The sequence below is a fragment of the Streptomyces sp. LARHCF249 genome, assembly GCF_052871255.1.
In genome coordinates this window covers 556,637-582,776 of the sequence record NZ_JBIXJQ010000003.1, presented here as the reverse complement: position 1 = coordinate 582,776, position 26,140 = coordinate 556,637, and the positions used below count along the sequence as shown (strand labels likewise).

General features: G+C 74.2%; 15 protein-coding genes. 11 read left to right on the top strand and 4 right to left on the bottom strand.

What is annotated here, in order from left to right; translation table 11 throughout:
- Positions 1-51 precede the first annotated feature (51 nt).
- Together ACIPUC_RS10990 and ACIPUC_RS10985 are read right to left on the bottom strand one after the other, a co-directional pair.
- Entirely contained in the window at positions 52-10,320 is a 10,269-nt protein-coding gene (locus ACIPUC_RS10990; protein WP_446588602.1) for an amino acid adenylation domain-containing protein, read from the bottom strand.
- A gap of 105 nt (positions 10,321-10,425) precedes the next feature.
- Entirely contained in the window at positions 10,426-11,778 is a 1,353-nt protein-coding gene (locus tag ACIPUC_RS10985; protein ID WP_446588600.1) for a serine hydrolase domain-containing protein, read from the bottom strand.
- A 328-nt stretch (positions 11,779-12,106) separates the two neighbouring features.
- Here ACIPUC_RS10985 and pheA point away from each other — a divergent pair, with 328 nt between their 5' ends.
- Positions 12,107-13,042, top strand: a complete 936-nt coding sequence (gene pheA, locus ACIPUC_RS10980; protein WP_446588598.1) for a prephenate dehydratase — start codon at positions 12,107-12,109, stop codon at positions 13,040-13,042.
- 37 nt (positions 13,043-13,079) lie between these two features.
- Here pheA and ACIPUC_RS10975 read toward each other — a convergent pair whose 3' ends face one another.
- Both ACIPUC_RS10975 and ACIPUC_RS10970 read right to left on the bottom strand, forming a co-directional pair.
- Entirely contained in the window at positions 13,080-13,742 is a 663-nt protein-coding gene (locus tag ACIPUC_RS10975) for a LuxR C-terminal-related transcriptional regulator (RefSeq protein ID WP_446588596.1), read from the bottom strand.
- Entirely contained in the window at positions 13,730-15,043 is a 1,314-nt protein-coding gene (locus ACIPUC_RS10970) for a sensor histidine kinase (RefSeq protein ID WP_446588594.1), read from the bottom strand. Before ACIPUC_RS10970 ends, ACIPUC_RS10975 begins: the two co-directional genes overlap by 13 nt.
- A gap of 213 nt (positions 15,044-15,256) precedes the next feature.
- Here ACIPUC_RS10970 and ACIPUC_RS10965 point away from each other — a divergent pair, with 213 nt between their 5' ends.
- From ACIPUC_RS10965 to ACIPUC_RS10920, 10 genes are all read left to right on the top strand, one after another.
- Positions 15,257-15,997 (top strand): ABC transporter ATP-binding protein, encoded by a 741-nt coding sequence (locus tag ACIPUC_RS10965; RefSeq protein ID WP_446588592.1) that lies wholly within the window; start codon positions 15,257-15,259, stop codon positions 15,995-15,997.
- The gene (locus tag ACIPUC_RS10960; protein WP_446588590.1) at positions 15,985-17,979 is read left to right on the top strand and encodes an FtsX-like permease family protein; all 1,995 of its coding nucleotides are present in this window, start codon (positions 15,985-15,987) and stop codon (positions 17,977-17,979) included. The genes ACIPUC_RS10965 and ACIPUC_RS10960 overlap by 13 nt, the downstream gene beginning before the upstream one ends.
- A 14-nt stretch (positions 17,980-17,993) precedes the next feature.
- The gene (locus ACIPUC_RS10955; protein WP_446588588.1) at positions 17,994-18,659 is read left to right on the top strand and encodes a response regulator; all 666 of its coding nucleotides are present in this window, start codon (positions 17,994-17,996) and stop codon (positions 18,657-18,659) included.
- Positions 18,659-20,059: a sensor histidine kinase gene (locus tag ACIPUC_RS10950; protein ID WP_446588586.1), complete on the top strand. Its 1,401-nt coding sequence runs from the start codon at positions 18,659-18,661 to the stop codon at positions 20,057-20,059. Before ACIPUC_RS10955 ends, ACIPUC_RS10950 begins: the two co-directional genes overlap by 1 nt.
- A gap of 180 nt (positions 20,060-20,239) precedes the next feature.
- The gene (locus ACIPUC_RS10945; protein ID WP_446588584.1) at positions 20,240-21,253 is read left to right on the top strand and encodes a TauD/TfdA family dioxygenase; all 1,014 of its coding nucleotides are present in this window, start codon (positions 20,240-20,242) and stop codon (positions 21,251-21,253) included.
- Positions 21,250-22,251 carry a TauD/TfdA family dioxygenase gene (locus ACIPUC_RS10940; RefSeq protein WP_446588582.1) on the top strand — a complete coding sequence of 334 codons (1,002 nt, stop codon included), beginning with the start codon at positions 21,250-21,252 and terminating at the stop codon, positions 22,249-22,251. The genes ACIPUC_RS10945 and ACIPUC_RS10940 overlap by 4 nt, the downstream gene beginning before the upstream one ends.
- A 111-nt stretch (positions 22,252-22,362) precedes the next feature.
- A complete protein-coding gene (locus tag ACIPUC_RS10935) occupies positions 22,363-23,652 on the top strand; it encodes a glycosyltransferase 87 family protein (RefSeq protein ID WP_446588580.1) in 1,290 nt (429 codons plus the stop codon).
- Positions 23,649-24,395 carry an FkbM family methyltransferase gene (locus ACIPUC_RS10930; RefSeq protein ID WP_446588578.1) on the top strand — a complete coding sequence of 249 codons (747 nt, stop codon included), beginning with the start codon at positions 23,649-23,651 and terminating at the stop codon, positions 24,393-24,395. The genes ACIPUC_RS10935 and ACIPUC_RS10930 overlap by 4 nt, the downstream gene beginning before the upstream one ends.
- 50 nt (positions 24,396-24,445) lie before the next feature.
- Complete coding sequence (locus tag ACIPUC_RS10925; RefSeq protein WP_446588576.1) at positions 24,446-25,591, top strand: glycosyltransferase family 4 protein; 1,146 nt, start codon at positions 24,446-24,448, stop codon at positions 25,589-25,591.
- Positions 25,592-25,895: 304 nt separating this feature from the next.
- Positions 25,896-26,111, top strand: a complete 216-nt coding sequence (locus tag ACIPUC_RS10920) for an MbtH family protein (protein ID WP_446588574.1) — start codon at positions 25,896-25,898, stop codon at positions 26,109-26,111.
- Positions 26,112-26,140 lie beyond the last annotated feature (29 nt).

Genomic DNA, 26,140 nt, shown 5'->3' with positions numbered 1-26,140 from the left:
AGCGTGTGCTCGGGTGGGGAAGGGGAGGAGCGGGCGCGGGGAGGGCCCGCGTCACGGAGCGGCGTCGCCGGTCTCCAGCTCCGCGAGGATCCGGTCCTCGATCTCGTGCGCGGTCTGGGCGACCGTGGGCCGGTCGAAGAGGGTTCTGGGCGAAAGGGCGGTGAGGAAGGCGGCGTTGATGCGGGAAGCCATGCGCACCGCGAGGAGCGAGTCACCGCCGGACGCGAAGAAGTCGTCGTGCACGCCGACCGGTTCGACGCCCAGCAGCTCCTGCCAGATCTGCACCAGCACCTCCTCGGTCGCGGTGCGCGGTGCCTCGTACGCGTCCCCGCCGGCGACCCGGCCCTGCGGAGCCGGCAGGGCCCCCCGGTCCACCTTGCCGCTCGGGGTCAGCGGCAGTTCGTCCAGCCGGAGGAAAACGGCGGGCACCATGAACTCGGGCAGGGACGTGAGCAGATGGGCGCGCAGTTCCGCCGGGTCCGGCTCGCTCCATCCCGGCGCCACGACATGGCCGACGAGGAAGGTGCGGTCGCCGTCCGCATGGGCCGTGACCGCCGCGTCGGCGATCCGCGGGTGCGTGACGAGCGCGGCCTCGATCTCGCCGGTCTCGATCCGGAAGCCGCGGATCTTGACCTGCCCGTCCGTGCGCCCCAGGTAGACCAGAGCGCCGTCGGCCCGCCACCGCGCCAGGTCCCCCGAGCGGTACACGCGCTCCCCGGGCCCGGCCGCGCCGCCGAGGGGATGCGCCGGGAACCGCTCCGCCGTCAGCTCCGGCCGGCCCAGATAGCCGCGGGCCAGACCGGCACCGGCGATGTACAGCTCGCCCGTGACCCCGACCGGCACCGGCCGGCCCGCTGGATCGACCAGCAGCACACGGTAGCCGGGAAGGGGCCGGCCCACGGCCATCGGGCCGCCGTCGGCCACGTCCCGGGCCGTGATCTCCTGGCGCGTCACGTACACCGTGGCCTCGGTGGGGCCGTACATGTTCACCAGCCGGGCCGGCCCGGCGGCGAAGCGGTCGAACCACGTGCTCAGGTGCTTCGGCTCCAGCGCCTCGCCCGCCAGGATCACCCAGCGCAGGTCCGGCAGGTCCGGGCTGCCGGCCGCGGCCGCGCTCTCCACCAGGGCGCGGAACATCGAGGGCGTCTGGCACAGCACCGTCACCCCCTCCTCGCGCAGCAGTGCCCAGGCGGCCTCGGGCCGCTGCGCCCAGTCCCGGTCGACGAGCACCAGCCGGCCGCCCGAGGACAGGCACCCCCACATCTCCCATACGGAGACGTCGAAGGCGTAGCTGTGGAAGGCGCTCCACACGTCGCGCTCGCCGAACCCGTAGGCGGGCCGGGCGTTCTCGAGCAGGTTCAGCACCGAACGGTGCTCGACCGCCACGCCCTTGGGCCGCCCCGTCGAGCCCGAGGTGTAGATCACGTACGCCAGGTCCTCGCCGGACACCGCCACCTCGGGCGCGGAGGCGGGCCGCTGCGCCAGGGCAGCCCGGTCGCGGTGCAGGTCGACCACGGTCACGCCCTCGGCGGCCGCCCCGGTCGGGCCGCTGCCGTCGCCGACCAGGATTCCCGCACCCGAGTCGCGCAGCATGAACGCCAGCCGCTCGGCCGGGTACGCCGGGTCCAGCGGGACGTACGCCGCACCCGACTTCATGATGCCGAGGAGGCCCGTCACGAGGTCGATGCCGCGTCCGGCCGCCAGGCCCACCGTGCCGCCCGGACCCGCACCGAGGGAGATCAGGTGGTGGGCGAGCCGGTTGGCCGCCTCGTCCAGCTCCCGGTAGGTCAGCGAGCGGCCGGAGGCCGAGACCGCGACGGCGTCCGGGGTGGCGGCGGCCTGCCGGCCGATCCGCTCGTGCAGACAGCCGTCCGGCACGGGGGGCCGCTCGGGCGCGCCCCAGGTGCGCACCACCCGCTCGAATTCGCCGTCGGTGAGCATCGGCACCTCGGCGACGGCCGGCCCGGACGTGCCGCTGTCGTCGGCGAGTCCGGTCAGCAGGGCGGTGAAGTGCCCGGCCAGGTGCCGGATCGTCGCCTCCTCGAACAGCGCCGGGTCGTACGCGAGCGTGAACGCGAACGCCTCGTCGGTGTAGGCCAGCAGATTGAGCGGGAAGCTGGTGATGTCCATGCCCTCCAGCCCCTTCAGCACCAGGCCGCTGTCCCCCGTGGGCTGGTCCTCCCTGGGGTAGTTCTCGAAGACGACCAGGCTCTCGAACAGGCTGGTGCCGGGGGCGGCGCCGCTCCAGCCCTGGATCCGCGGCAGCGCCACGTAGTCGTACTGGCGCGCCTCCACCTGCTCGCGCTGCAGCCGCTCCAGCCACTCGGCCACCGGGGCGTCGCCGTCGACGTCCACCCGTACCGGCAGGGTGTTGATCAGCATGCCCGCGATCGAGTCCGCACCCGGCAGGTCCGCGGGCCGTCCCGAGACGGTGGCGCCGAAGACGACGTCCCGCTCACCGGAATACCGGGAGAGCAGCAGCGCCCAGGCCGCCTGTACCAGCGTGTTGACGGTCAGCCGGCGGCTGCGGGCGAAGGCGAACAGCGCCTCGGACGCGGCGGGGGACAGGCGGCTCGCCAGCCGGCCGGTGGAGCGCGCCGAGTGGCTCGCCCGCGGGCTGCGGTCGTACGGCAGCGCCGTCGGCCCTTCGGCTCCGGCCAGCCGCTCGCGCCAGTAGGACTCGGCCTGCACCGGATCCTGCCGCTCCAGCCACTCCACGTACGCCCGGAACGGCTGCCGTGCGGGCGCCGCCGCCTCATCGCCCGCCGCGAGCGCACCGTAACCGCTGTGCGTCTGGGTCAGGACGGAGAACGCGCTCCAGCCGTCGAGCAGCAGGTGGTGGAAGGAGCACACCACACGGACCGAGCTCTCGGTGAGCCGGATCAGCGCCAGCCGCATCAGCGGAGCCGCCGACAGGTCCAGCCCCCGGGCCCGCTCCGCGGCGAGCAGCTCCGCCAGCGCCTGCTCCCGTTCGCGCTCGGACGCACCCCGCCAGTCCAGCCGCTCCACGGGCAGCGCGGCACGGCGCCGCACCACCATCAGGGGCCGGTCCACGCCCTCCCAGACCACGTGGGCGCGCAGCACGCCCAGCTGGTCCGCGGTCCGCTGCCAGGCCGCCGCCAGCAGGTCCGGGTCGGCAACCCCTTCGAGCACGTACGTCATCTGCTCGAAGTAGGTGGGCGAGGCGGGATCGGCGAGGGTGTGGAAGAGCATGCCGGCCTGCATCGGCGTCAGCGGGTGGATGTCCTCCACGTCCCGTCCGTCGCCCGCGATCCGGTCCACGCCGGCCTGGTCGAGGCCGGCCAGCGGGAAGTCGGAGGGGGTCGCGCCGCCGCTGCCCTCGGCCAGGCAGTGCGCGATGACCTCGCGCAGGGCCGCCAGGAACTCCGCTGCGAGCCGCTCGACCGTCTCCGCGGTGTGGTTGCCGGGGGAGTGGATCCAGTCGATCCGCAGCTCGCCGTCACCGACCGCGGCCACGATGTCGATCAGGTGCGGGCGGGGCAGGCCGGCGGCCTGGTCCCGGCCCAGCCCGGGCAGCCGCTTGCGGATCAGCCCGTCCGTGCTGGTCGAACCGTCCCACTGGCCCAGGTAGTTGAAACTGATCGCGGGGCCGCAGGACGCGTCCCCGACGAGCCCGGAGCCCTCCGGGGCGAGGTGGCGCAGCGCCCCGTATCCGAGACCGCGGCGGGGGATCGCGCGGATGCCCTCCTTCACGGCCTTCAGGCCGCTGCCCCAGTCCTCCCCGGGCACGTCGAGCGCGACCGGGAAGGCGGTGGTGAACCAGCCCACGGTCCGGGACAGGTCGATGTCCTCGAACAGGTCCTCGCGCCCGTGCCCCTCCAGCGCGATGGTGACCGGCGCCCCGGACCACCGGTGCAGGACCCGGCCCAGCGCCGTCAGCAGCACGTCGTTGATCTGGGTGCGGTAGGCGGACGGCACCTGGTGGAGCAGGGCCTTCGTCTCGGCCCTGCCGAGCACGGCGGAGACCGTGGAGGAGGAGCCGAAGGTGTTCGGCGCCGTCCCGTCGCGCGGCACCGCGGCCCCCGCCGGAACGCCCTGCCAGTACGCCAGTTCGGCCGCGAATCCGCCGTCGCGGGCGTGCTCGGCCAGTCGGTGAGCCCACTGCTGGTAGCTGCTGGTCCGTACGGCCGGCTCGGCGGGACGGCCCTGTGCGAACCGGGTGTACGCGGCCGCCAGGTCCTCGAGGAGCACGCGCCAGGACACACCGTCCATCACGAGGTGGTGCGCGGTGAGGAACAGCCGCGGCAGCCGTCCGGCCCCCAGCCGGAAGAACACGCCCCTCAGCAGGCGGCCGGTACCGAGGTCCAGCGAGCGCTGGGCCGCGAGGGCGGCCTCGTCGAGGGCCGCGCCCTGCCCGGACTCGTCGAGACCGGACAGGTCCCGCACGGTGAGCAGGGCCGTCGCGGCCGGTTCGCCGTACTCCTGGACCCACGCGCCGCCGTCGCGCGTCAGCCGCATGCGCAGGGCGTCGTGCTCGGCGACCGCGGCGGCCAGGGCCCGCTCCAGCAGGGCCGGGTCCGTGTCGGAGGCCAGCTCCAGCTGGACGGACATCGTGTAGTGGTCCGGGCCTTCGGGGTGGTCCTCGAAGAACCGCCGCTGGATCGGGGTGAGGCCGACCCGCCCGGAGACCTCGGCGGGTTCGGCGCGGGCGTCCGTGATCACCCCGGTGGCCGGAGCGAGGGTGGCGATGGTCTGGTGGACGAACAGCAGCTTCGAGGTCAGCTGCAGACCCGCCTGCCGGGCCCGCGAAACCACCTGGAGGGAGAGGATCGAGTCTCCGCCCAGGTCGAAGAAGTTGTCGTGGACCCCGACCCGTTCGACTCCGAGCACCTCGGACCACAGGGCCGCCAGGATCTCCTCCGTCGCGCCCGCCGGCGCCGCGTACGCCGGACCGCCCGGCCGCCCGGCCGCGCCTTCCGGATCCGGCAGCCGTGCGCGGTCCACCTTGCCGTTCGCGGTGAGCGGCAGCCGGTCCAGCGGCACGAACACCGAAGGCGTCATGTACTCGGGCAGCGAGGAGGCGAGGTGGGCGCGCAGCTCCCCGGCGGGGACCTCGCGCCCGGAGACGAGGTACGCCACCAGACGGCGGTGGCCCGAGTCCCCCTCGTACGGGACGACGACGGCGTCCGTCACGGCGGGGTGCTGCTTCAGCGCGTTCTCCACCTCGCCGAGTTCGATCCGGAACCCGCGGACCTTGACCTGGCCGTCGGCCCGGCCCAGGAACTCCACCGCGCCGTCCGACCGCCGGCGGGCGAGGTCGCCCGACCGGTACATCCGGGAGCCGGGGGCTCCGTACGGGTCGGCGACGAACTGCGCCGCGGTCAGGCCCGCCCGGCCGAGGTAGCCGCGGGCCAGGCCGGGACCGGCGATGTACAGCTCTCCCGGCACCCCGGCCGGGGCCGGCTCCAGGGTCGGCGTCAGCACGTACACCCGGGTGTTGCCGATCGGCAGGCCGATCGGGACCGGGGCGGCCGTGTCGAGGTCCGCGCCGAGCTCGTGCACCGTGGTGAGCGAGGTCGCCTCCGTCGGCCCGTAGCCGTTGTGCAGCCGCAGGCCCGGATGCGCCGCCAGCACCCGGGCGCAGTGCTCGGGAGAGACCGTGTCGCCGCCGGCGATGACCTGCCGCAGACCGCGCAGCGCGTGCACGTCGTCGTCGACGACCTGGTGGAACAGGCCCGCCGCGATGGCCAGATGGGTCACCCCGTGCTCCTCCAGGAACGCCCCCAGCTCGCTGCCGGTCGGCGCGGTCGGCGGATGCACGGCCAGCCGGGCACCGTGCAGCAGCGCCGCCCACACCTCGAGCGTCGAGGCGTCGAAGGACAGCGAGGCGAACTGGGCGACCGCGTCGCCCGGCCCGACGTCCAGGAAGCCGGACTCGCGGACCAGCCGGACCACAGCGCGGTGCGAGGTCATGACCCCCTTGGGGGCCCCGGTGGAACCGGACGTGTAGATCACGTAGGCCAGCTGGTCGGGGGAGAGCGCCACCTCGGGTGCGGTGGCCGGGAACCGGCCGCCCGCATCCTCCGGGCCGTCGACGGTGAGCACGCCGGCGCCCGTGTCCGGCAGCCGGTCGCGCAGTTCCTCCCGGGTGAGGAGGAGCCGGACACCGGCGTCCCGGACCATGTACGCGAGGCGCTGCTCCGGGTAGCCCGGGTCCAGCGGGACGTACGCCGCCCCGGCCTTGAGGACGGCGAGCAGGGCCACCACGGCCTGCGCTCCGCGCTCCAGGCACAGGCCCACCAGCACGTCCGGGCCCGCGCCCGCGGCGGCCAGCCGGTGGGCGAGCCGGTTGGCGCGCGCGTCGAGCTCGCCGTAGGTCAGCCGCTCCGGGCCGTACGCGAGGGCCACGGCCTCGGGCCGCTCGGCCGCGACGGCGGCGAACAGCTCCGGGAGGGAGGCTTCGGGCAGCGGGCGGTACGTGTCGTTCCAGCCGTGGACGGCCTGCTCGAACTCGGCGCCCGACAGCATCGGGAGGTCCGCCACGGGCCGGTCGGGGTCCTCGCCGGCCGCGTCGAGCAGCACGTTCAGGTGTCCGGCGAGCCGGGCGACCGTCGCCTCGTCGAACAGGGCCGTGCTGTAGATGATCCGGCCCGCGACGACCGCACCGTCCTCGGTGAACTCCAGGGTGAGGTCGAAGGGCGCGGCATTGTGCTCCACCGGGTGGGGGGCGACCTGGAGTCCGGGCATCCGCACCTCGCCCTTGGGGGCGTTCTGCAGGACGACCATCGTCTGGATCAGCGGCGTGCGGCCGGCGTCCCGCTCCGGCTGCACCACCTCCACCAGCCGCTCGAACGGCAGGTCCTCGTGGGCGAAGGCGTCGAGCACGGTCTCCTTGACCCGGTCGAGCAGCGCGCCGAAGGACGCGGCGCGGTCCACCCGCGAGCGCAGGACCACCGTGTTCACCAGGAAGCCGACGAGCTGTTCCAGATCGCGGTGGCCGCGCCCCGAAGTCGCCGTGCCCACGGCGATGTCCTCCTGCCCGGAGTGCCGGGCGAAGACGGCCTTGACCGCGGCGGTGAGCACCATGAACAGCGTGGCGCTCCGCTCCCCGGCCAGGGCCCGGGCCTTGGCCACCGTCTCCGGCGCCACCTCGAACAGGAACTCGGCGCCCGCCGTCGAGCGCACCAGCGGCCGGGGCCGGTCGGTGGGCAGCTCCAGCGGGGTGATGCCCGCCAGCCGCTCCTTCCACCAGTCGGCCTGCCGGCCCACGACCCCGCTGTCCTCGATCCGGCCGCGCTGCCAGGCGGCGAAGTCGGCGTACTGCACGGGCGGTCCGGCCAGGCCGGCCCGCTCCCCGCGCACCCGGGCCGCGTACAGCTCGCCCAGTTCGCGTGCCACCACGCCGGTGGACCAGCCGTCGGTGACGATGTGGTGGATCCCCACGACCAGGACGTGCTCCTCGGCCGACAGCCGGGCGAGCAGGACCCGTACCAGCGGCCCGTTCCGCAGGTCGTACGGCCGGGCGTGCTCGGCGCGCACCAGCTCGAGCAGCCGGTCCTCGCGCACCCCCTCGGCGACGGCGGACAGGTCGGCGCTGTTCCACTGCGGCGCGAGCGACGCGTGGACCACCTGGACGCCCTGGCCGCCGACCACGCCGAAGGTGGTGCGCAGCGCCTCGTGGCGGTCCGTCAGGTCGCCGGCGGCGGCCCGCAGCGCCGCCACGTCGACGCGTCCGGTCAGGCGCAGCGCGAAGGCGGTGTGGTACTCGGCGCTCCCGGGGTCGAAGTTCTCCAGGAACCACAGCCGCCGCTGCCCGTACGACATCGGCAGCAGGCCCTCGCGCGAGACGCGCGGGATGGAGATCTCCGCTCCCTGCTCGGCGGAGTCGACCGACGCGGCGAGGGCGGCCACCGTGGGGGTGTCGAAGAGGACCCGCAGGGACAGCGTGATGCCCAGGGCCTCGCGCAGCCGGGCGGCGGCCCGGACGGACAGGATCGAGTTGCCGCCCAGGGCGAAGAAGTCGTCGTGGACGCCCACCTGATCGAGGTCGAGCACCTCCGCCCAGACCCCGGCGATGGTCTCCTCCACCGCGTTGCGCGGGGCGGTGTACGCGCTGTCGGCGGCCTGCGCCGGACCGGGCGCGGGCAGGGCGCGGCGGTCCACCTTCCCGTTGGGGGTCAGCGGCAGGGCGTCGAGCACCACGACCGCCGAGGGGACCATGTACTCCGGCAGGCGCTCCGCCAGGTGGGCGCGCAGCGTCTCGGCGGCGAGCGGCGCCCGGCCCGAGGGCACCGCGTACGCGAGCAGGTTGGTGTTGTGCGTGATGACGACGGCCTGCGCCACGTCCGGCCGCCGGGCCAGCGCGCTCTCGATCTCGCCCAGTTCGACGCGGAAGCCCCGCACCTTCACCTGGTCGTCCGCCCGGCCCAGGTACTCCAGGGTGCCGTCGCCCTTCCAGCGGGCCACGTCGCCGGTGCGGTACATGCGGCTGCCCGGTGCGCCGAAGGGGTCGGCGACGAAGCGCTCCGAGGTGAGGCCGGGGCGGCCGTGGTAGCCGCGGGCCAGGCCCGTCCCGGCGATGTACAGCTCGCCGCGGACCCCGGCCGGCACGGGCCGCAGGGCGCCGTCGAGCACGTGGATGCGGGTGTTGGCGATCGGGGCGCCGATCGGCGGCACGGCCGCGCCGCCGAGCGGGCCGCTCATCGTCGCGCACACCGTGCTCTCCGTGGGCCCGTACGCGTTGACCATCCGGCGCCCGGCGGACCAGCGCTCCACCAGGGCTCCCGTACTGGCCTCGCCGGCGACGATCAGCGTGGCGCCCTCGGGCAGGCCGCGGCCCTCGGGCAGCACGGCCACGGTGGTGGGGGTCAGCGTGGCGTGCGTGACGCCGTGCTTGCGGGTGTAGGCGGCCAGCGGCTCGCCCGGCTGCAGCGCCTCCTCGGAACCCATGACGAGCGCGGCTCCGTTGAGCACGGCCATGCAGATCTCCCAGAACGCCGCGTCGAAGCTGGACGAGGCGAACTGCAGGACGCGGCTGTCCGGGGTGACGTCGAAGTGCGCTGCCTGTACGGCGGCCAGGTTGCCGATCCCGGCGTGCGAGACGAGGACGCCCTTGGGGCGGCCGGTGGAGCCCGAGGTGTAGATGACGTACGCCAGGTCCTGCGGGGCGGGCGCGGTCTCGGGCGCGGTGTCCGGCCACTGCTCCAGGGCCACCCGGTCGCGGTCCAGGTCGACCAGGACGGCGTCGCTCTCCGGCAGCCTGCCGAGCAGGTGCTCCTGCGTCACGATCAGGGCGACCCCGGAGTCGCGGAGCATGTAACCGAGCCGGTCGGACGGGTAGTTGGCGTCGAGCGGCACGTAGGCGGCGCCCGCCTTCATGATCCCGAGCAGCCCGGTGATCATCCTGGCACTGCGCTCCACGCACAGGCCGACCAGCACGTCGCGGCCGGCTCCGCGGGCGATCAGGTGGTGGGCGAGGCGGTTGGCCCGCTCGTCCAGCTCCCGGTAGGTCAGCGAACCGTACTCGTCGATCACGGCCACGGCGTCGGGGCGCGCTGCCACCTGGGCGGCGAACAGTTCCGGGAAGGTGCCGGCGGGGACCTCGAGCGCGGTGGCGTTCCACTCGCCGGCCATCCGGTCGAACTCGGCGTCCGTGAGCATCGGCAGGGTGGCGACGGCCCGGCCGGGGTCGTCCGCCGCGCCCGCCAGCAGCCGGCCCAGGTGGCCGCCGAGCCGGCCGGCCGTCGCGGCGTCGAACAGGGCCGTGCTGTAGTGCACGCGGCCCGTCAGCGCGTCGTCCGCCTCGGTGAACTCCAGCGCGAGGTCGAGCGGGTCGTACGGCGCCTGGTGCGACGGGTCCGCGCCCCGCAGGACGACCATGGTCTGGATGAAGGGGGTCACACTGGTGTCCTGCTCCGGCGCCAGGGCCTCGACCAGCCGGGGGAAGGCGACCCCGTCGTGGTCCAGGGCGTCCCGCACGGTCTGCCCCGCCCGGTCGAGCAGCCGGGAGAAGGGCTCCCCGGCATCGACCCGGGCCCGCAGCACCACGGTGTGCCCGGTGCGCGGCGAAACCGTGCCGACCGCGATGTCCTCCTGGCCGGAGTAGCGCGCGAACAGCGACCAGGCGGCGGCCGTCAGCACCTCCAGCAGGCCGGTGCCGGTGCGCTCGGCGAGCGCGCGCAAGGCCGTCGTGGTGCCCGGGGGGACCGTGAACGCGTGGGTGGACGTCTCGGTCGACCGGACGACGGGGCGCTGCCGGTCCAGTGCCAGGTCGAGGGAGGTGACCCCGTCCAGCTGGTTCCGCCAGAACTCCACGTGCTCGGGCAGGGGCCGGCCATCCGGTGCTGCGGCGCGAGTCAAGCTGTGCCTCCATGGGGGACTGACCTCCGCGCCGGAGCCCGAGGCCGGCGGCCGCACGGGACGGGGGAAGTCGGAAGAAGAAGGGGACGAAGGGGTGCGCGGCCGTCAGGCCGCGGGGCGGTCGGCGCCGCGCAGGCGCGTGGCGGATCGCCCCGCCAGCTGCATCAGGTGCACGGCTCCCGTGACCGGGTCCGGGACGAAGCGTCCGGGGTAGGGCGCGGCGGCGGTGTCGGTGCGCCGCGCGCTGAAGTGGAGTCCGTCGTACAGCGCGAGGTCCGCGAGCAGACCGGACGGGTCGCTCAGCCGGATGCCCTCGCCGTGCGGGCGGACGGAGAAGACGGTGTCGCCGTTGGCGTAGTCGCCGAAGAGCGGCGCCGGGTCCGCGAGGGCGCGGTCCGCGGCGGGGGAGGACGGGAGGGCGCCGGTGTGGTCGGCGACGTCGAGGCCGACCGTGCGCAGTTCGCGCAGGAGGTCCGGCCACAGCCGGGTCCCGGTGGTGGCGTTGGTGGTCAGGGCCACGGCCGCGCCCGTCGCAGGGTGGAAGCGGAGGTGGCAGGTGGCGCCGTCCACGGTGCCGTCGTGGCCCAGCCAGCGGCCGTCCGCGCCGTACCGGGCGAGCCCCAGGGTCCAGCCGTCGGCCATCCCGAAGGCGTCGGCGGCGGGCTGCCGGGTGTGCATCTCGGCGCGCTCCTGCCGGCCGAGGAGGGTGGCGGCGCCGGCGGCGGTACCGGTGTGCAGCCGGGCGAAGGAGACCAGGTCCCGCGCGCTGCCGCACAGTCCGCCGGCCGGCGCCCAGGTGGGCGGTAAGTACAGGCCGACGGGCCGGGCCTGCCGCTCGCCGGGACGCACGGCGTGCCCCTCCGCCGGAACGCGGCCGCTCGGGCCGGAGCCGTGCAGGAAGTGCGGCCGGATGTCCAGGGGGCCCAGCAGGAAGTCGCCCAGCGCGGTCTGCCACGACGTGCCGGTGACCTCTTCGACGAGGCGGCCGAGCAGGTTGTAGCCGGTGTTCGCGTAACTGAAGGAGCTGCCGGGCGCGAGCAGCAGGGGGAGTGCGGCGACGCTCGCCGCGTACCGGAACAGCGACCGCTCGCCGGGGTCGGGGAGCTGGTGGTCGGAGACCAGTCCGGCGGTGTGGGACAGCAGTTGGCGGACGGTGATGGCGGCGGCGGCCTCGTCCTTCGGCCGCCGGAACTCCGCCAGCCGGTCCGCGAGCGGATCGTCGAGCCCGAGGTCGCCGTCGGACGCGAGCTGCACCACCAGGGTCGCCGTGAACGCCTTGGTGACGGAGCCGTAGGCGAACGCCGTCCCGGAGTCCACGGGCACACCGGTACCGGACCGGGTGACACCGGTGGCCACGGACACCACCTCCGAGCCCGTGTCCACGGCGAGCTGGGCACCGGGTACCGCGTGCTCCTGCGCCAAGGTGCGCAGCAGTTCGGCGGCATGCCGCATGTTCATGTCCTCCCCCATCGCTCGACATCACTCGACCGGCACTGCCCGGGCGGCACGGATGTGTGCGCGCAGTGCGTCTTCCGGCACGCCGGCGGAAGGTGCGGACGGCGGCCCGGAGGGTGCTCCACCGCTGTCGTGACGGTCCCCCCGCTGGTACGGCTATCCGCACCATCAAGGGTGTGGCTGCCCGTACCTCCACATCCTTGATCGGACGCATGGTCGCGGGCAAGGTGTTTCCCTGGGAGGAAAGTGCGCAGGTCAGAGCGCCTGTTGAGAGGTCGGGGCGGGCCCCGTGCAGCAGGGGGCGGCGCCGGCCCGGCCTAGGGTGGCGCGCATGTCGGCAACCCGATACGTCTATCTCGGCCCGGAAGGAACGTTCACCGAGGCCGCCCTGCACACCCTTCCCGAAGCGGCGACCAGGGAGCTCGTCCCCATGGTGTCGGTGCCCGCGGCGCTGGACGCCGTCCGCGGCGGCGAGGCCGCCGCCGCCCTCGTGCCGATCGAGAACTCCGTCGAGGGCGGGGTCACCACCACCATCGACGAACTCGCCCAGGGCGAACCGCTGATGATCTACCGTGAGGTGCGCCTGCCCATCTCCTTCGCCCTGCTGGCCCGCCCCGGCACGGTGCTCGCGGACATCAAGACCGTGACCGGCCACCCGGTGGCCCAGTCGCAGGTCAGGGGCTGGCTGCGGAGGCATCTCCCGTACGCGGTGTGGGAGTCGGCGTCCTCCAACGCCGACGGCGCCCGCCTGGTGCAGGAGGGCCGCTACGACGCCGCCTTCGCCGGGGAGTTCGCGGCGGCCCGCTACGGGCTGGAACCCCTGGTCACCGAGATCCACGACGCCGAGAACGCCGAGACCCGGTTCGTGCTGGTCGGCCGGTCGGCCAGGCCCGCGGCGCCCACCGGGCGGGACAAGACCTCGGTGGCGGTCTGGCTCGGCGGCGACCGGCCCGGGGCCCTGCTCGGCCTGCTCCAGGAGTTCGCCGTCCGCGGAGTCAGCCTGATGCTGATCCAGTCACGTCCGACGGGGGAGGGGATCGGCAACTACTGCTTCGTGATGGACGCCGAAGGGCACGTCACCGAACGCCGGGTGGGCGAGGCCCTGATGGGACTGAAACGGATCGCTCCGAAGGTCCGCTTCCTGGGCTCCTACCCGCGCGCGGGGGACCTCGGCGAGGCCGTCGCCGTACCGCGCCCCGGAACGGCCGAGGGCGATTTCACGGCCGTGGCCGACTGGCTGACGCGCATTCAGGACGGGCGGTACTGACGCCGTGCGGCTCGTGCGGCCGCAACCGCCGCCGTCCTCAGGCGTGTTCACCCCGCAGGTGGGCCAGGACGGCCAGGACCCGCCGGTTGCCCTCGGCCGGGTCCAGGTCCAGCTTCATGAAGATGTTGCTGGAGTGCTTGACCACCGAGGCCTCCGTGACGCTCAGCCGCTGTGCGATCGCCTGGTTGGTCAGGCCCTCGGCCATCAGCGTCAGCACCTCCCGCTCCCGGGGGGTGAGCCGGTTCAGCGGGCGGCTCGCCGTCTGCTGCTGCAGCAGCACCCGGACCACCTCGGGGTCGATGACCGTCTGGCCCGCGGCGACCCGCCGCAGGGTGTCCAGGAACTCCGAGACCTCGCCGACCCGGTCCTTGAGCAGGTACCCGAGCCCCGCCGCGCCCGTACCGCCACCGCTGACCAGCTGGGTGGCGTACGCGGTGGCCACGTACTGGGACAGCACCAGGACGGGCAGCCGCTCGTGCCGGGCCCGCAGCTCCAGCGCGGCCTTCAGGCCCTCGTCCCGGAAGTCCGGGGGCATCCGGACGTCGGTGATGACGATGTCGGGCAGTTCGGCGTCCACCGCGCGCGCCAGCGCCTGCGCGTCGCCGACCGCGGCGACCACCTCGTGGCCGCTGCGGGTCAGGAGTTCGACGAGTCCTGCACGGAGCAGCACTGCGTCCTCGGCAAGGACTACGCGGAGCACGGGACCTCCACTCGGAGCTGGGTCGGACCGCCGACCGGGCTGGAGACCAGCAGCCGGCCCCGGAGGATCGCCATGCGGTCCGCCAGCCCGGACAGACCGGTGCCCTTGTCGGGATCCGCCCCGCCGCGCCCGTCGTCGGTGATCAACAGGATAAGCCGGTCGCCCTCCAGCCGGCCGACGACGGAGATGCCGGAGGCCCCGCTGTGCTTGACCGCGTTGGCCAGCGCCTCGGTCACGGCGAAGTACGCCATCGTCTCCACCTGGCCCGGCAGCCGCCGCGGCAGGTCGATGTCCACCGTGACCGGGACGGGGTTGCGCAGCGCGACCTCCGCGACGGCGGCGGCCAGCCCGTGATCGGTCAGCACCTGGGGGTGGATGCCCCGTACGAGGTCGCGCAGCTGGTCCAGGGCCCGGCGCGCCTCCCCGCGGCCGCGGGCGACCAGCTCGGAGGCCGCGGGACTCTTGTCCCCCAGCTCCATCTCGGCCAGGCCCAGGGTCATCGTCAGGGCCACCAGCTGCTGCTGGGCGCCGTCGTGCAGATCGCGCTCGATACGGCGGCGCTCGGCCTCGAAGGCGTCCGCCAGCCGGGCCCGGGACCGGGTGAGTTCGATGACCCGGTGGTCGTCCTGCGCCTCGCGGGGCGCCAGCAGGAACCAGGCCGTCCGCACCTGCGCACCCGCCAGCAGCCCCGCGGCGTACGCGGACAGGGCCAGGCCCAGGGCCCCGCAGAGGCTGAACGGCAGCGCGGCCAGCGGATGGCCGACCGCCTGACCGGGGATGATCATCACGGTCTCCGGTGCCAGCGCCCACACCACCACGGGCGAGACCAGCAGCATGCCCGAGAACGCCAGCAGCGCGGTCACGCCCAGGCCCGCACCGGCGAAGACGATCGCCAGCAGCGCCGCGTACCCCAGCTCCCGCCAGGTCGCCGGCTCCCGCAGCCTGGTCCGCAGCCGGGCCCAGGGACCCATGTCCAGGAGCGGGCCGTGCGGATCGGCCGGCGCGGCCGGCTCCATCAGCCGCATCCGCCGCCGCTCCGCCCGGGCCACGGGGATCCCGAGCAGCGCGGTCGCCGCCAGGACCAGCAGGCCCACCCCGACCACCGAGAGGACCACCCCGAGGGCCACCAGCACGGCCAGGCACAGCAGCACGCCCACGCCGAACAGCGCACCGCTGAACAGGTAGGCCCAGCTGCGCAGCGGCCAGCGGGACCGCAGGAAGTGCCGGGGCCCCGACCTCATCGCCTCCCAGACGGCGATGGCCTGTCCGCTCGGTTCGTGCGGCAACGGCTGCCCCGACATCTGCGCACCCTTCGTGGAACCCGGAGTTGGCGATCTTCCCGAAACTCTAGTCCGGCCTCCGCCGACTGTCGGTAGGGGAAACCCACCCCCGAGGTGTCCCCTCAGGCCCACTGCGCCCGGGCACCCCCCGGTGCTGGACTGGAGGCGTTCCGCTTCTCCCCCTCCTCCCCGCCACCCGCCCCAGCCCCACCGCATCGGCAAAGGATTCACGACATGGCACTTCTCACCGACATGAAGGTGTCGGCCGCGCGACTGGTCTCGGTGTCCAAGACCTACCCGGGCGCCACGGGACCGGTCCTGCACGAGGTCACCGTGGAGTTCCCGGCCCGCGCCATGACCGCCGTCATGGGCCCCTCCGGTTCGGGCAAGACGACCCTGCTGCACTGCGCCGCGGGACTCGACCGGCCCTCGGCGGGGCAGGTGCTCCTCGGCGACACCGACCTGGCCGTCTGCGACGAGGAGCAGCTGACGCGGATCCGGCGGCAGCGGGTGGGGTTCGTCTTCCAGCAGTTCAACCTGCTGCCCATGCTCACGGCCTACGAGAACGTGGCGCTCCCGCTCCGGCTGAACGGCCTGCGGCCCAAGCGGTCGGTGGTGCTGGGCGCGCTCGCCCAGGTCGGCCTGGAGCAGCTGACCGACCGCCGTCCCGCGCAGCTCTCGGGCGGCCAGCAGCAGCGGGTGGCCATTGCCCGGACCCTGGTGGCCGAGCCGGAGGTGGTCTTCGCGGACGAGCCGACCGGCGCGCTCGACCGGGCCACGGGCCGTCAGGTCATGGCCCTGCTGCGGGACCTGGTGGACGGGGCCGGGGGGACCGTGGTGATGGTCACCCACGACCCCGTTGCCGCCGCCTACGCGGACCAGGTGGTCTACCTGGTCGACGGCCGCGTGGTGGGCACCGACACCGCCCCCACCGTCGACCGCATCACCGCCCGCCTGAACCGGTGGGACGCGTGATGTGGCAGCTGTCCCTGCGCTCGGTCCGGCACCACGCGCCGCTGTTCCTCGGCACCTTCGTCTCGCTCGTGCTCGGGGTCGCGCTGATCGCGGTGTCCTCGGCGGCCCTGGCCGCCACCTTCGACGTCCGGCAGCCGCCTGCGGAAGGCCGCCCCTCCATCACGCTCGAAGACGGCCGGGGGACCGCCCACACCCTGGTCAGCGGGGGGCTCGACCTGGGCGGCATCCAGACCGTGCTGGTGATGGCCGGCATCGTCTCGGCCTTCGTGACCGTGTTCGTCATCGCCGGTACCTGCGCCTTCAGCGTCGCCCTGCGCCGCCAGGACATGGGCCTGCTCCGGATGGTCGGCGCGGGCGCGAGGCAGGTGCGGCGCATGGTGATCGGGGAGAGCCTGGCCGTCGCGGTGCCCGCCGTCGCGGTCGGCTGCCTGCTCGCCGTGGTGGCCGCGCCGTGGGCCGTCGACGGGCTCAACAGCACGGGCCTGTCGCCCGCGGAACTGCGGGCCGGCCCGCTGGGCGGGCCCCTGCTGATCGCGGCGGCCGCCGGGCTGGTCATGGCCGTCCTCGGCGCGGTGGCCGCCTCCCGCCGGGCCTCCCGGGTCGGCGCCACCGAGGCACTGCGCGAGGCCGTACTGGACTCGCGGGCCATGACCGGGGGCCGCTGGGCGGCCGGCCTGCTGCTGCTCGCCGTGGGCGCGGTCATGGTGGGGCTGGCCCCCCAGGCCGGCCTGGAGGGATCCATCCCGCTGGCCCTCTTCGGATCGATGGCGCTGACCCTCGCCGCGTCCTCACTGGGCCCGGCCTACCTGCCCGCGCTGACCCGCCTGCTGGCCGCACCGGTCCGGCGCTCGAGCTCCGTGGCCGCCCGGCTCGCCGTGGAGTCGCTGGGCACCTCCAAGCTGAGGACGGCCTCCCTGGTGGGGCCGGTCCTCGCCATCGTCGCCGTGGTCGGGGTGTTCACCTCCGTCCTGTCCACCACGGGCGCCACCATCAAGTCCGACGACCGCGGGCGGACCCTGGGACAACTGGTCGTGGAGGAGGCCTCCGGCGGGCCGCTGGCCCAGGACGCGCTGGCCGCGCTCCGGGCCGACCCCCGGGTGCTCGCGGTGTCCGCACCGGCCGGCCTGGAACTGGCCGTGGCCGACCGGTCCTCCGTACGGCAGGACCGGGGCGCCGTGGCCGACCTCCCCGCGCTGGCCCGCACCCACCGCGTCGACGTGATCGAGGGCGCCGTCACGGAGCTCGGCCCGGGCCAGGTCGCCGTCTCGCGCGAGTACGCCGGCTGGTACGGCTACCACGTGGGCACCCGGCTGACGTACGGGCTCTTCGGCGGGAGCCCCGCCACCGCCGAGGTGACGGCGGTCCTCGACGGCGGAACGGCCGTACCGCACGTGGTACTTCCCGCCGGGGCACCCGGGGCCCCCGAACCCCGCCGGGCGACCGTACTGCTCGACGGGGCCTCGGCCGGCACGGCCCGCACGGTGGCCCGGGAGCTGACCTCCCGGCTCGGCGCGGACCGCGTGCGGGTGACGGAGACCACCCAGTGGTTCGTGAACTCGTCGAGCGATCAAGAACGGCTCAACATGCTGGTACTGGTGGTACTGGCAGGACCCGCCTCCGCCTACGCATTGATCTCCGTGGCGAGTACCTTGGTCATGTCGTACAGCAGGCGCACCCGCGAGTTCGCCGACATGCGCCTGATCGGCGTCAGCGAGAAGCAGTTGAGGAGCATGGCCCTGTGGGAAACTGGGTGCACGACCACCGTGGCGGCCGTGGTCGCCACAGCGGTTGTGGCCTCGGGACTCCAGGCCTATCGTGCAGCGCTGCGCGTGACGTATGACGCGGTTCCGCTGAGTGTGCCGTGGGGGGCGCTGTCGGGGTTGGTCCTCGCATGTGGGGCGGTCTCGGCGACCGTGGGCCTGATGGCGACCCGGCGGCTCCTCGGGAAGGCCGGCATCACGATGGCGACCACTCGCCAGTAGCAAGGGGAGAGACTGTGCGCGTCCTGATCGCCGAAGATTCCGCGCTCCTGCGCATGGGAATGCAGCGGCTGCTGGAGGATGAGGGAATCGAGGTCGTCGCCTCGGTGGGCGATGTGGCCGACGTCCTCCAGGTGGTCGCCACGTGCGAACCCGATGTGGCGATCATGGACGTGCGCATGCCGCCCAGCTTCACCGACGAGGGCATCAGGGCGGCCCGGGACATCCAGCGCCGATGTCCCGGCACCGCCGTCCTGGTGCTCTCGCAGTACGTGGAGTACGAGTACGCCAAGGACCTGGTCCGCGACGCCCGCGGCGGTACCGGCTACCTGCTGAAGCAACGGGTGGGCAGCATCGACGACTTCCTCACCGCCCTGGAGCGGGTCGTGGCCGGCGAAACCGTGCTGGACGCCGAGATATACAAGAAGTTCGTCGGTAACCCGAGCGAGCGGCGGGCCGCGGAGCTCCTCACCAAACGGGAGCGCCAGGTCATGGAACTCGTGGCGACGGGCCTGTCCAACACGGGAATCATGGCCCGCCTGGACATATCCGAACGCGCCGTGGAGAAACACGTCACCGCCATCCTGTACAAACTGCAGATCCCCAGTTCGGGAGAGGGCAACCGGCGCGTCCTCGCGGTCCTGGACTATCTGCGGGGAATGGGACGGGACAGCGTCGCCTGATGGGCGCGCTCGTCACGGAGGCCTCAACCACCCGGCCCGGACAGTCCGTTCAGTCCAAGGTCGCGGCCGGGGCCATCTACCTCTCCGTCGGCAGCCTCGTCGGTGTGCTGCTGGTGCCGCTCACCCTGGTGGCGATCGCGCTGCGGCTGCTCTCCCTGTGCCTCGCCGTCCTGCCGCTGGCCGGGGCGCTGTTCGTGAGGGCGGTCATGAAGGCGGTGCGGCGGGCCCTGCCGCACGCCGGCGTCGAACCCGTGCCGGCCCCGCCGCCGGGACCGACGTGGCGCAGCGCCTGGCACTGGGTGGCCGGTGTCACTCCGGGCGGCCTGCTCGGCATACCGCTGCTGCGCGCGGCCGCCGACCTGGAACGCCTGCTGGCGGCCGCGGTCCTGCAGACCTCGCAGGACGACGAGGCCGGCGGGAGGCCGGCCCGGGCACCCCGGCCGCGGGGCGCCGCCGTATGGGGGGACCTGGGATACCTGGGCCTCCTCCTGCTCGGCCTGATCTGGCTGATGCCCGTGCTCGCGCTGTCGCTGCCCGTGGTGGCCTTCGTGGTGAGCCTGCCGTTCGGGCGCACGGAGCAACTGTCCTTCGGCGAGGGCAACATCATCGTCGTCGAAGGAGCGTGGACCCGGCTCGGCGTCGGGCTGGGCGCCGCCGCCCTCTTCGTCCTCCTCGTCATGCTGCTCTTCTGGCTGGGCAGGCTGCGGGCGCGGCTCGTACGCAGGATCCTCGGCCGGGTCGACGAGGACGAGCGCCTGCGGCGCGAAGTACTGGCCGAACAGCAGCGGATCGCCGCGCTGCGGGTCAACGACGCCGACTACCGCAGGATCGAGCGCGATCTGCACGACGGGGCCCAGGCCCGGCTGGCCGCGCTCATGATGCGCATCTCGCAGGTCACCCGCCGCTCCGGGCAGAGCGCCGAGGACCTGCGCAAGGTGCTTCAGGAGACGCACCGCGAGATCGACCGGGCACTCGACGAGATCCGCGACCTGGTGCACGGGATCCAGCCCCCGATCCTGAGCGACCGCGGACTGCGCGCCGCCCTCGCGGCCCTGACCGCCACGTTCCACGTCCCGGTCCGGCTGGACTGCACGCTGGAGCGGCGTCCGGCCGTCAACGTCGAGGCGGCGGCCTACTTCATCATCGCTGAATCCCTGGCGAACGCCGTCAAGCACGCCTCGCCCACCATCATCACGGTGTCCCTGGCGCAGGAGGGAAACCACCTGGTCGCCGTCGTCACGGACGACGGGGTGGGCGGCGCCACGCCCCAGGGCGGCACCGGGGTGCGCGGCATGGCGGACCGGGCCACCGCACTGAACGGCGAGGTGGTGCTCACCAGTCCGGCCGGCGGGCCCACCACGGTGCGCGTGGTCCTCCCGTGGTCGCCCGCAAGCCTGTGAACGTACCGTTCTGAAGGCTCTGACCTGCGAACTTTCCTCCCAGGGAAACACCTTGCCGCCGCACATACGTCCGATCAAGGATGAAGGGGTACGGCTACCCGCACCGTGGCGTGCGGCATGGCCGGAGCGATCGAGGGGCTGCCGCCGAACCTCTCGCTGCCACTGATCTGGAGATCCTTGATGACACAGCTGAACGACGTACGCGCCGGGGCACCGTCCGTGACCGTGTCGCAGGAATGGGACGGACGCACCCTGCCGGCCCTGGTCCGTGCGGAGGTGCCCGGCATCGACCTGGCCGACTGGATCGCCGCCCGCAAGCCCCTCGTGGACGACCTGGCCCGGCGTGCCGGGGCGGTCCTGTTCCGCGGCTTCGCGGTGACCGGATCCGCCGCGTTCCGCACCGTGATGGGGGCGCTGTCCGAGGAGGTCCTCAAGTACGGCGAGCGCTCCTCGCCCCGTACCGAGGTGTCGGACCACATCTACACCTCCACCGAACACCCCGCCGACCAGCACATCCTCCTGCACAACGAGCAGTCGTACACGGAGAACTGGCCGCTGCGGATCGTCTTCTGCTGCGAACGGCCCGCCGACCGCGGCGGCCGCACGCCGCTCGCCGACTCCCGCAAGGTGCTGGCCCGGCTGCGCCCGCAGACCGTCGCGAAGTTCGAGCGGCTCGGCGTGCAGTACGTGCGCAACTACATCCCCGGCATCAGCCTGTCCTGGCAGGAGACCTTCCAGACCGAGGACCCCGAGCAGGTGCGCGCCTACTGCGAGGGCGCCGGGATCTCCGTCGAGTGGGTGGACGGCACCCAGTTGAGGACCCGTCAGACGCGGCCCGCGCTGCACCGCCACCCGGTGACGGGGGACCGGACCTGGTTCAACCACGCCGTCTTCTTCCACGTCACCTCGCTGGCCGAGGAGGTCTGCGCGGGACTGCGCGCGGCCCTGGGGGAGGAGAACCTGCCGTACAACACGTACTACGGCGACGGCACGCCGATCGAGGACGAGACCCTCGCCGAACTGCGCGCCGCGTTCACCGCCGAGACCACCGGCTTCGACTGGGAGCTGGGCGACGTGCTGCTCGTCGAAAACATGATCACCGCGCACGCCCGCGAGCCCTTCGAGGGCCCCCGGCGCATCCTCGCCGCCATGTCCGACCCCGTCGCCACCGTCCGGGAAGGAGCGGCCGCATGACCGCCCAGGACGTCCGCGCCCGGTTCACCGGACCGGTGACCGCCGCCCCGCTCGACCCCGAACCCTTCCTGCTGCGCATCGAGGCGACCGCGCCCGGCCTGCGCCTCGACGAGTGGATCCGCGCCAACCGGGCGCAGCTCGGCGAGGAACTCGACCGGCACGCCGCCCTGCTCTTCCGCGGCTTCGCCGTCGACAGCCCCGAGGAATTCGGCGCCGCCGCCCGCGCGTTCTCGCCCGAGCTGCTGGACTACCTGGAACGGGCCGCCCCCCGCACCGAGATCGCCGACAAGGTGTTCACCTCCACCGAGTTGAGCCAGGACCAGTGGATCGCCTTCCACCACGAGATGTCCTACTCCCACAACTGGCCGGGAAGGCTCTACTTCTACGGCGACCGGCCCTCGCGGACCGGCGGCGCCACCCCCGTCGCCAGCGAGCGCGCGGTCTTCCCCAGGATCCCGGCCGAACTCCGGGAGCGGTTCCAGCGGCACGGCGTGTGCTACGTGCGCAACTACGGCCCCGTGCTCGACATCCCCTGGCAGGTCGTCTTCCAGACCACCGACCGGGCCGAGGTCGAGGCGTACTGCCGCGCCTCCCACACCCGGTTCGAGTGGGTGGGCAAGGACGGGCTGCGCACCCGGGCGGTGCGCCAGGCCGTCTCCCGGCACCCCCGCACCGGGGAGACGGTGTGGTTCAACCACGCCCACCTGTGGCACGTTTCCGCGCTCCAGCCCGAGGTGGCGGAGTACCTCCTCGGCGCGTACGGGCCCGAAGGCGTGCCGCGCAACGCCTTCTACGGGGACGGCAGCCCCCTCGAGGACGAGGCCGTCGCCCTGATCGGGAAGCTGTACGAGGACAGCGCGGTCTCCTTCCCCTGGCAGCGGGGCGACGTCCTGGTGGTGGACAACTACCTTGCCACGCACGCCCGGGAGCCGTTCCGCGGCGACCGCCGCATCCTCGTCGCCATGTCGGACCTCCAGGTCGGCCGGCACCTCGGCTGACCGCCGTGGTGGGGGAAACCCGACCCCCACCTCTCGACCTACCTGTCATGACCCCACCCCTGCCGCTCGGATGCAATGAACGGTGTGCTGATTCGACAGGCTGGAACCGCAATGACCGCAATGACCGCCTCGGCGGGCAAGGCCGTGCGCCGGGTGGGCCGGCGGCGGATCTGGGTGGGCGGCTGGCTGCTCGCGGCAGCCTGGGCCGCGGTCTTCCCCCTCGTCTCGACCCTGGACACGCACCGCGTCTGGGGCACGTGCGCGGCGGCCGGCTACGGGGGAGCGGCCCTCGCCTCCTGCCTGCTGCCGCGCCCGCGCGCCCGTACCTGGGCCGTGGCCTGCGCCCTGCTCGGCGCCCTCGTCCTGCCCCTGCTGTACCTGCTCCTGACCGGGAACGGGCAGAGCGAGGTCGCGGTGATCGAGCGGTCCGCCGAACTGACGGTGAGCCAGGCCACGCCCTACCTGGCGGACCCGCAGGCCGTCACGGACTACAACCCCTACCTGCCGGGGATGGCCCTGTTCGGCCTGCCCCGCGCACTCCTCGGGGACGGCGGCCCCGCCGGGCTCCCCGGGGACGCCCGCGTGTGGTGCGCGGCGGTGTTCCTGCTGAGCCTGTGGGCGGGCCGCCGCGTCCTGGCCGCACCCGCGGACGGCCGGGCCGGACCGCGTTCGGCGCGCCCGGCGCCCCGTACACCCCTGGCCGTCCTGATCGCCTCGCCCGTGGTGGCCCTGCCGCTCTGCGTCAGCGGGGTCGACCTGCCGATGACGGGACTGTGCTGCCTGGGGCTCGCCCTCGCGGCGCGCCGCCGGCCGGTGGCCGCCGGCCTGGTGCTCGCCGCCGCCTGCTCGCTGAAGTGGACGGCCTGGCCCGCCCTCGCCGTCGCGGTCGCCCTCCTCGCCGCGAGCGGCGGAGCCCGCCGGGCCCTGCGCTGCGCGGGGGTGGCACTGGCCGCCACGCTCGCCGTGGTGCTGCCCAGCGCCCTGCTGTCGCCCGGCCCGATGGTCCAGCAGGTGCTGGCCTTCCCCACCGGCCGCGCCCCGGTGGCCACTCCGGCCGCCAGCCCGCTGCCGGGCCGGCTGCTCGCCGACCTGGGCCCCGCCGGCTGGTACGCGGCCGTGGCCCTGCTCCTGTGCGGCGGGTTCGCCGTCGCGGCCTCCCTCGTCGTGCGTCCGCCCGCCGGGGTGGTGGCCGCGGCCGACCGGCTCGCCCTGGGCCTGTGCGCGGCCTTCCTGCTCGCACCCGCCGGACGGTTCGGCTACCTCGCGCTGCCCCTCGTCCTCGTCGTCTGGCCGCGGATCACCACCGGACCCGACCGCACGGCGGCCCTGCGCGGCGCGGTCACGAGGGCCGCCGCTCCCCGCCGCCCCGCACCGGCCGTAGCCGCCGGAGGCACGCGATGACGGCGCCGCGTACGGTCACCCGGCGGACGGCGGGCGTGGCCGGAGCCCTGCGCTGGGCCGCGGCCCGCATGCCGTTCGTGGAGGACGAGGTCGCGGGGCTGCGGGAGTTCGTCCGGCCCGGAGACGTGTGCCTCGACATAGGCGCCGAGTACGGGCTGTACACCTGGACGCTGTCCCACCTCGTCGGCCGCGCCGGACAGGTGCACAGCGTCGAGCCGCTGCCCGGCCCGGCGCGCTGGCTGCGCCTGGCATCGCGCTCGCTGGGCTGCGCCAACGTGGTCGTCCACCGCACCGCGCTGGGCTCCCGGACGGGTCACGGCGTACTGAGCCTGCCGATGCGCCGCGGCGCGCCGGTGCACGGGCGCGCGTACCTCACCGAAGGCACCGACGGCCCCGGCCCCAACGCCGAGTTCCGCACCTCCCGGCCGGTGCCCACCGCCGTGGACACCCTGGACCGGCTGGTGCGAGGCGCGCGGCTGGAGAAGGTGAGCTTCGTCAAGGCCGACGTCGAGGGAGCCGAAGCGGCCGTGCTCGAAGGCGCCCGCGACACCCTGCTGCGCCACCGGCCGGTGCTCCTGCTGGAGATCGAGCGCAGGCACCTCGAGAAGTACGGGGCGAGCCCGGCGGACCTGGTCCGCCGGCTCCGGCCGTTCGGCTACCGGATGCGCCGCTGGCACGGCGGGCGCTGGGCGGAGGCCCGGGAGGTCCGCGACGACTGCCGCAACTACCTGTTCACCGACTGAAGCCGCCCACCGGCCGACAACTTCCGCCCCGAGGAAAGGAGCCTGCCCCCATGGGCACCACTCTGATCATCACCAACGACTTCCCGCCCCGGCAGGGAGGCATCGAGACCTTCGTGCACGCCATGGCCGCCCGCGTGCCGGACAACGACGTCGTCGTCTACACCTCCTCCGAGCCCGGCGCCGCCGCGTACGACGCCACCCTGCCCTTCCCGGTCATACGGGACTCCGCCCGCACCCTGTTACCGACGCGCCGGGCCACGGCCCGTGCTCTGGACATCGCCCGCCGGCACGGCTGCGACCGCGTCTGGTTCGGGGCCGCCGCCCCGCTGGCGGCGATGGCACCGGCCCTGCGCCGCGCCGGGATCCGCCGGATCGTCGCCACCACGCACGGCCACGAGATCTGGTGGGCCCGCGTACCGGGCGCACGCCGCCTCCTGCGGCGGGTGGGCGACAGCGTGGACGTGGTGACGTACCTCGGGGAGTACACCCGGGCCCGCATCGCCCCGGCGCTGGGGCCGCGCGCCCGGATGAGCCGCCTGGTGCCGGGAGTGGACTCGGACGTGTTCCGCCCCGACCTCACCACCGGCCGCACACTGCGCCGGCGGTACGGGCTGCAGCACCGCACGGTCATCCTGTGCGTGGCCCGGCTGGTCCCGCGCAAGGGGCAGGACACCCTCATCCGCGCCATGCCGCTGATCCGGCGGATGGTGCCGGACGCGGCCCTGCTGGTGGTGGGCCGGGGACCGGACGAGCGGCGGCTGCGCCGGCTCGCCGACCGGCACGCCCCGGGGTCGGTGGTGTTCGCCGGCGGGCTCGAACACGCCGAGACGCCCGCCTGTTACGCGGCGGCCGACGTGTTCGCCATGCCGTGCCGCACGCGCCGGGCGGGACTGGAGGCGGAGGGCCTCGGCATCGTGTTCCTGGAGGCGTCCGCGACCGGTCTGCCCGTGCTCGCGGGGGACTCCGGCGGGGCCCCGGACGCGGTCCTCGACGGGCGGACCGGCAGGGTCGTCGACGGCCAGGACGTGACCGCGGTCGCGGACGCCCTGGCCGAACTGCTGGTCTCCCCGGGCCGTGCGGCGATGGGCGCCGCCGGACGGCGCTGGGTCGAGGAGGAGTGGTCCTGGGAGGCCTCGTCCCGGCACCTCACCCAGCTGCTGACCCCCGTGGACGTTCCCACGGCCAAGCGGTCGTGAACTGGGCTTTTTCCTTGCAGGGAAACTTCTTGCCCGCGGCGTGAGGTCTGAACAACGATGAAGAGGTACGGGTACCCGCACCACGACGGTGCGGGTAGCCGCACTTCCACCGCCCGGGCCGGCCGTCCGGCCGTCCGTGAGGCCCCGTCACCGGGGCCCCGGCCCCGGGGCCGTTGCCCGCACCGGCGGCTTCCGCCATCCGGTCCGCCGCGCGGCCGGCGGGACACCGCGCCGTATCCGCACCGGCGGCACCGCCGCGCCACGCCGCCCTGCCGGCCCCGCGCCCATGTGAGAGGGACACCCCATGAGCAACCCCTTCGAGAACGACGACGCCTCCTACCTGGTCCTGGTCAACGACGAGGGGCAGCACTCGCTGTGGCCGGCCGCCACCGACGTGCCCGCCGGCTGGCGCCCCGTCCACGGCGCGGCGGGCCGCCAGTCCTGCCTGGACTACGTCGAGGAGCACTGGACCGACATGCGGCCGCACAGCCTGGCCGGCACCGTCCCGCCCGCCGCGTGACCCCCGCCCGCGAGCCGAGCGAGGAGCCC

Excerpts from the sequence above, each read along its gene's own strand:
- ACIPUC_RS10925 (WP_446588576.1), top strand. The coding sequence starts at position 24,446 with ATGGGCACCACTCTGATCATCACCAACGACTTCCCGCCCCGGCAGGGA.
- ACIPUC_RS10935 (WP_446588580.1), top strand. The coding sequence starts at position 22,363 with ATGACCGCAATGACCGCCTCGGCGGGCAAGGCCGTGCGCCGGGTGGGC.
- ACIPUC_RS10940 (WP_446588582.1), top strand. The coding sequence starts at position 21,250 with ATGACCGCCCAGGACGTCCGCGCCCGGTTCACCGGACCGGTGACCGCC.
- pheA (WP_446588598.1), top strand. The coding sequence starts at position 12,107 with ATGTCGGCAACCCGATACGTCTATCTCGGCCCGGAAGGAACGTTCACC.
- ACIPUC_RS10985 (WP_446588600.1), bottom strand. The coding sequence starts at position 11,778 with ATGAACATGCGGCATGCCGCCGAACTGCTGCGCACCTTGGCGCAGGAG.
- ACIPUC_RS10950 (WP_446588586.1), top strand. The coding sequence starts at position 18,659 with ATGGGCGCGCTCGTCACGGAGGCCTCAACCACCCGGCCCGGACAGTCC.
- ACIPUC_RS10920 (WP_446588574.1), top strand. The coding sequence starts at position 25,896 with ATGAGCAACCCCTTCGAGAACGACGACGCCTCCTACCTGGTCCTGGTC.
- ACIPUC_RS10930 (WP_446588578.1), top strand. The coding sequence starts at position 23,649 with ATGACGGCGCCGCGTACGGTCACCCGGCGGACGGCGGGCGTGGCCGGA.
- ACIPUC_RS10965 (WP_446588592.1), top strand. The coding sequence starts at position 15,257 with ATGGCACTTCTCACCGACATGAAGGTGTCGGCCGCGCGACTGGTCTCG.
- ACIPUC_RS10970 (WP_446588594.1), bottom strand. The coding sequence starts at position 15,043 with ATGTCGGGGCAGCCGTTGCCGCACGAACCGAGCGGACAGGCCATCGCC.
- ACIPUC_RS10945 (WP_446588584.1), top strand. The coding sequence starts at position 20,240 with ATGACACAGCTGAACGACGTACGCGCCGGGGCACCGTCCGTGACCGTG.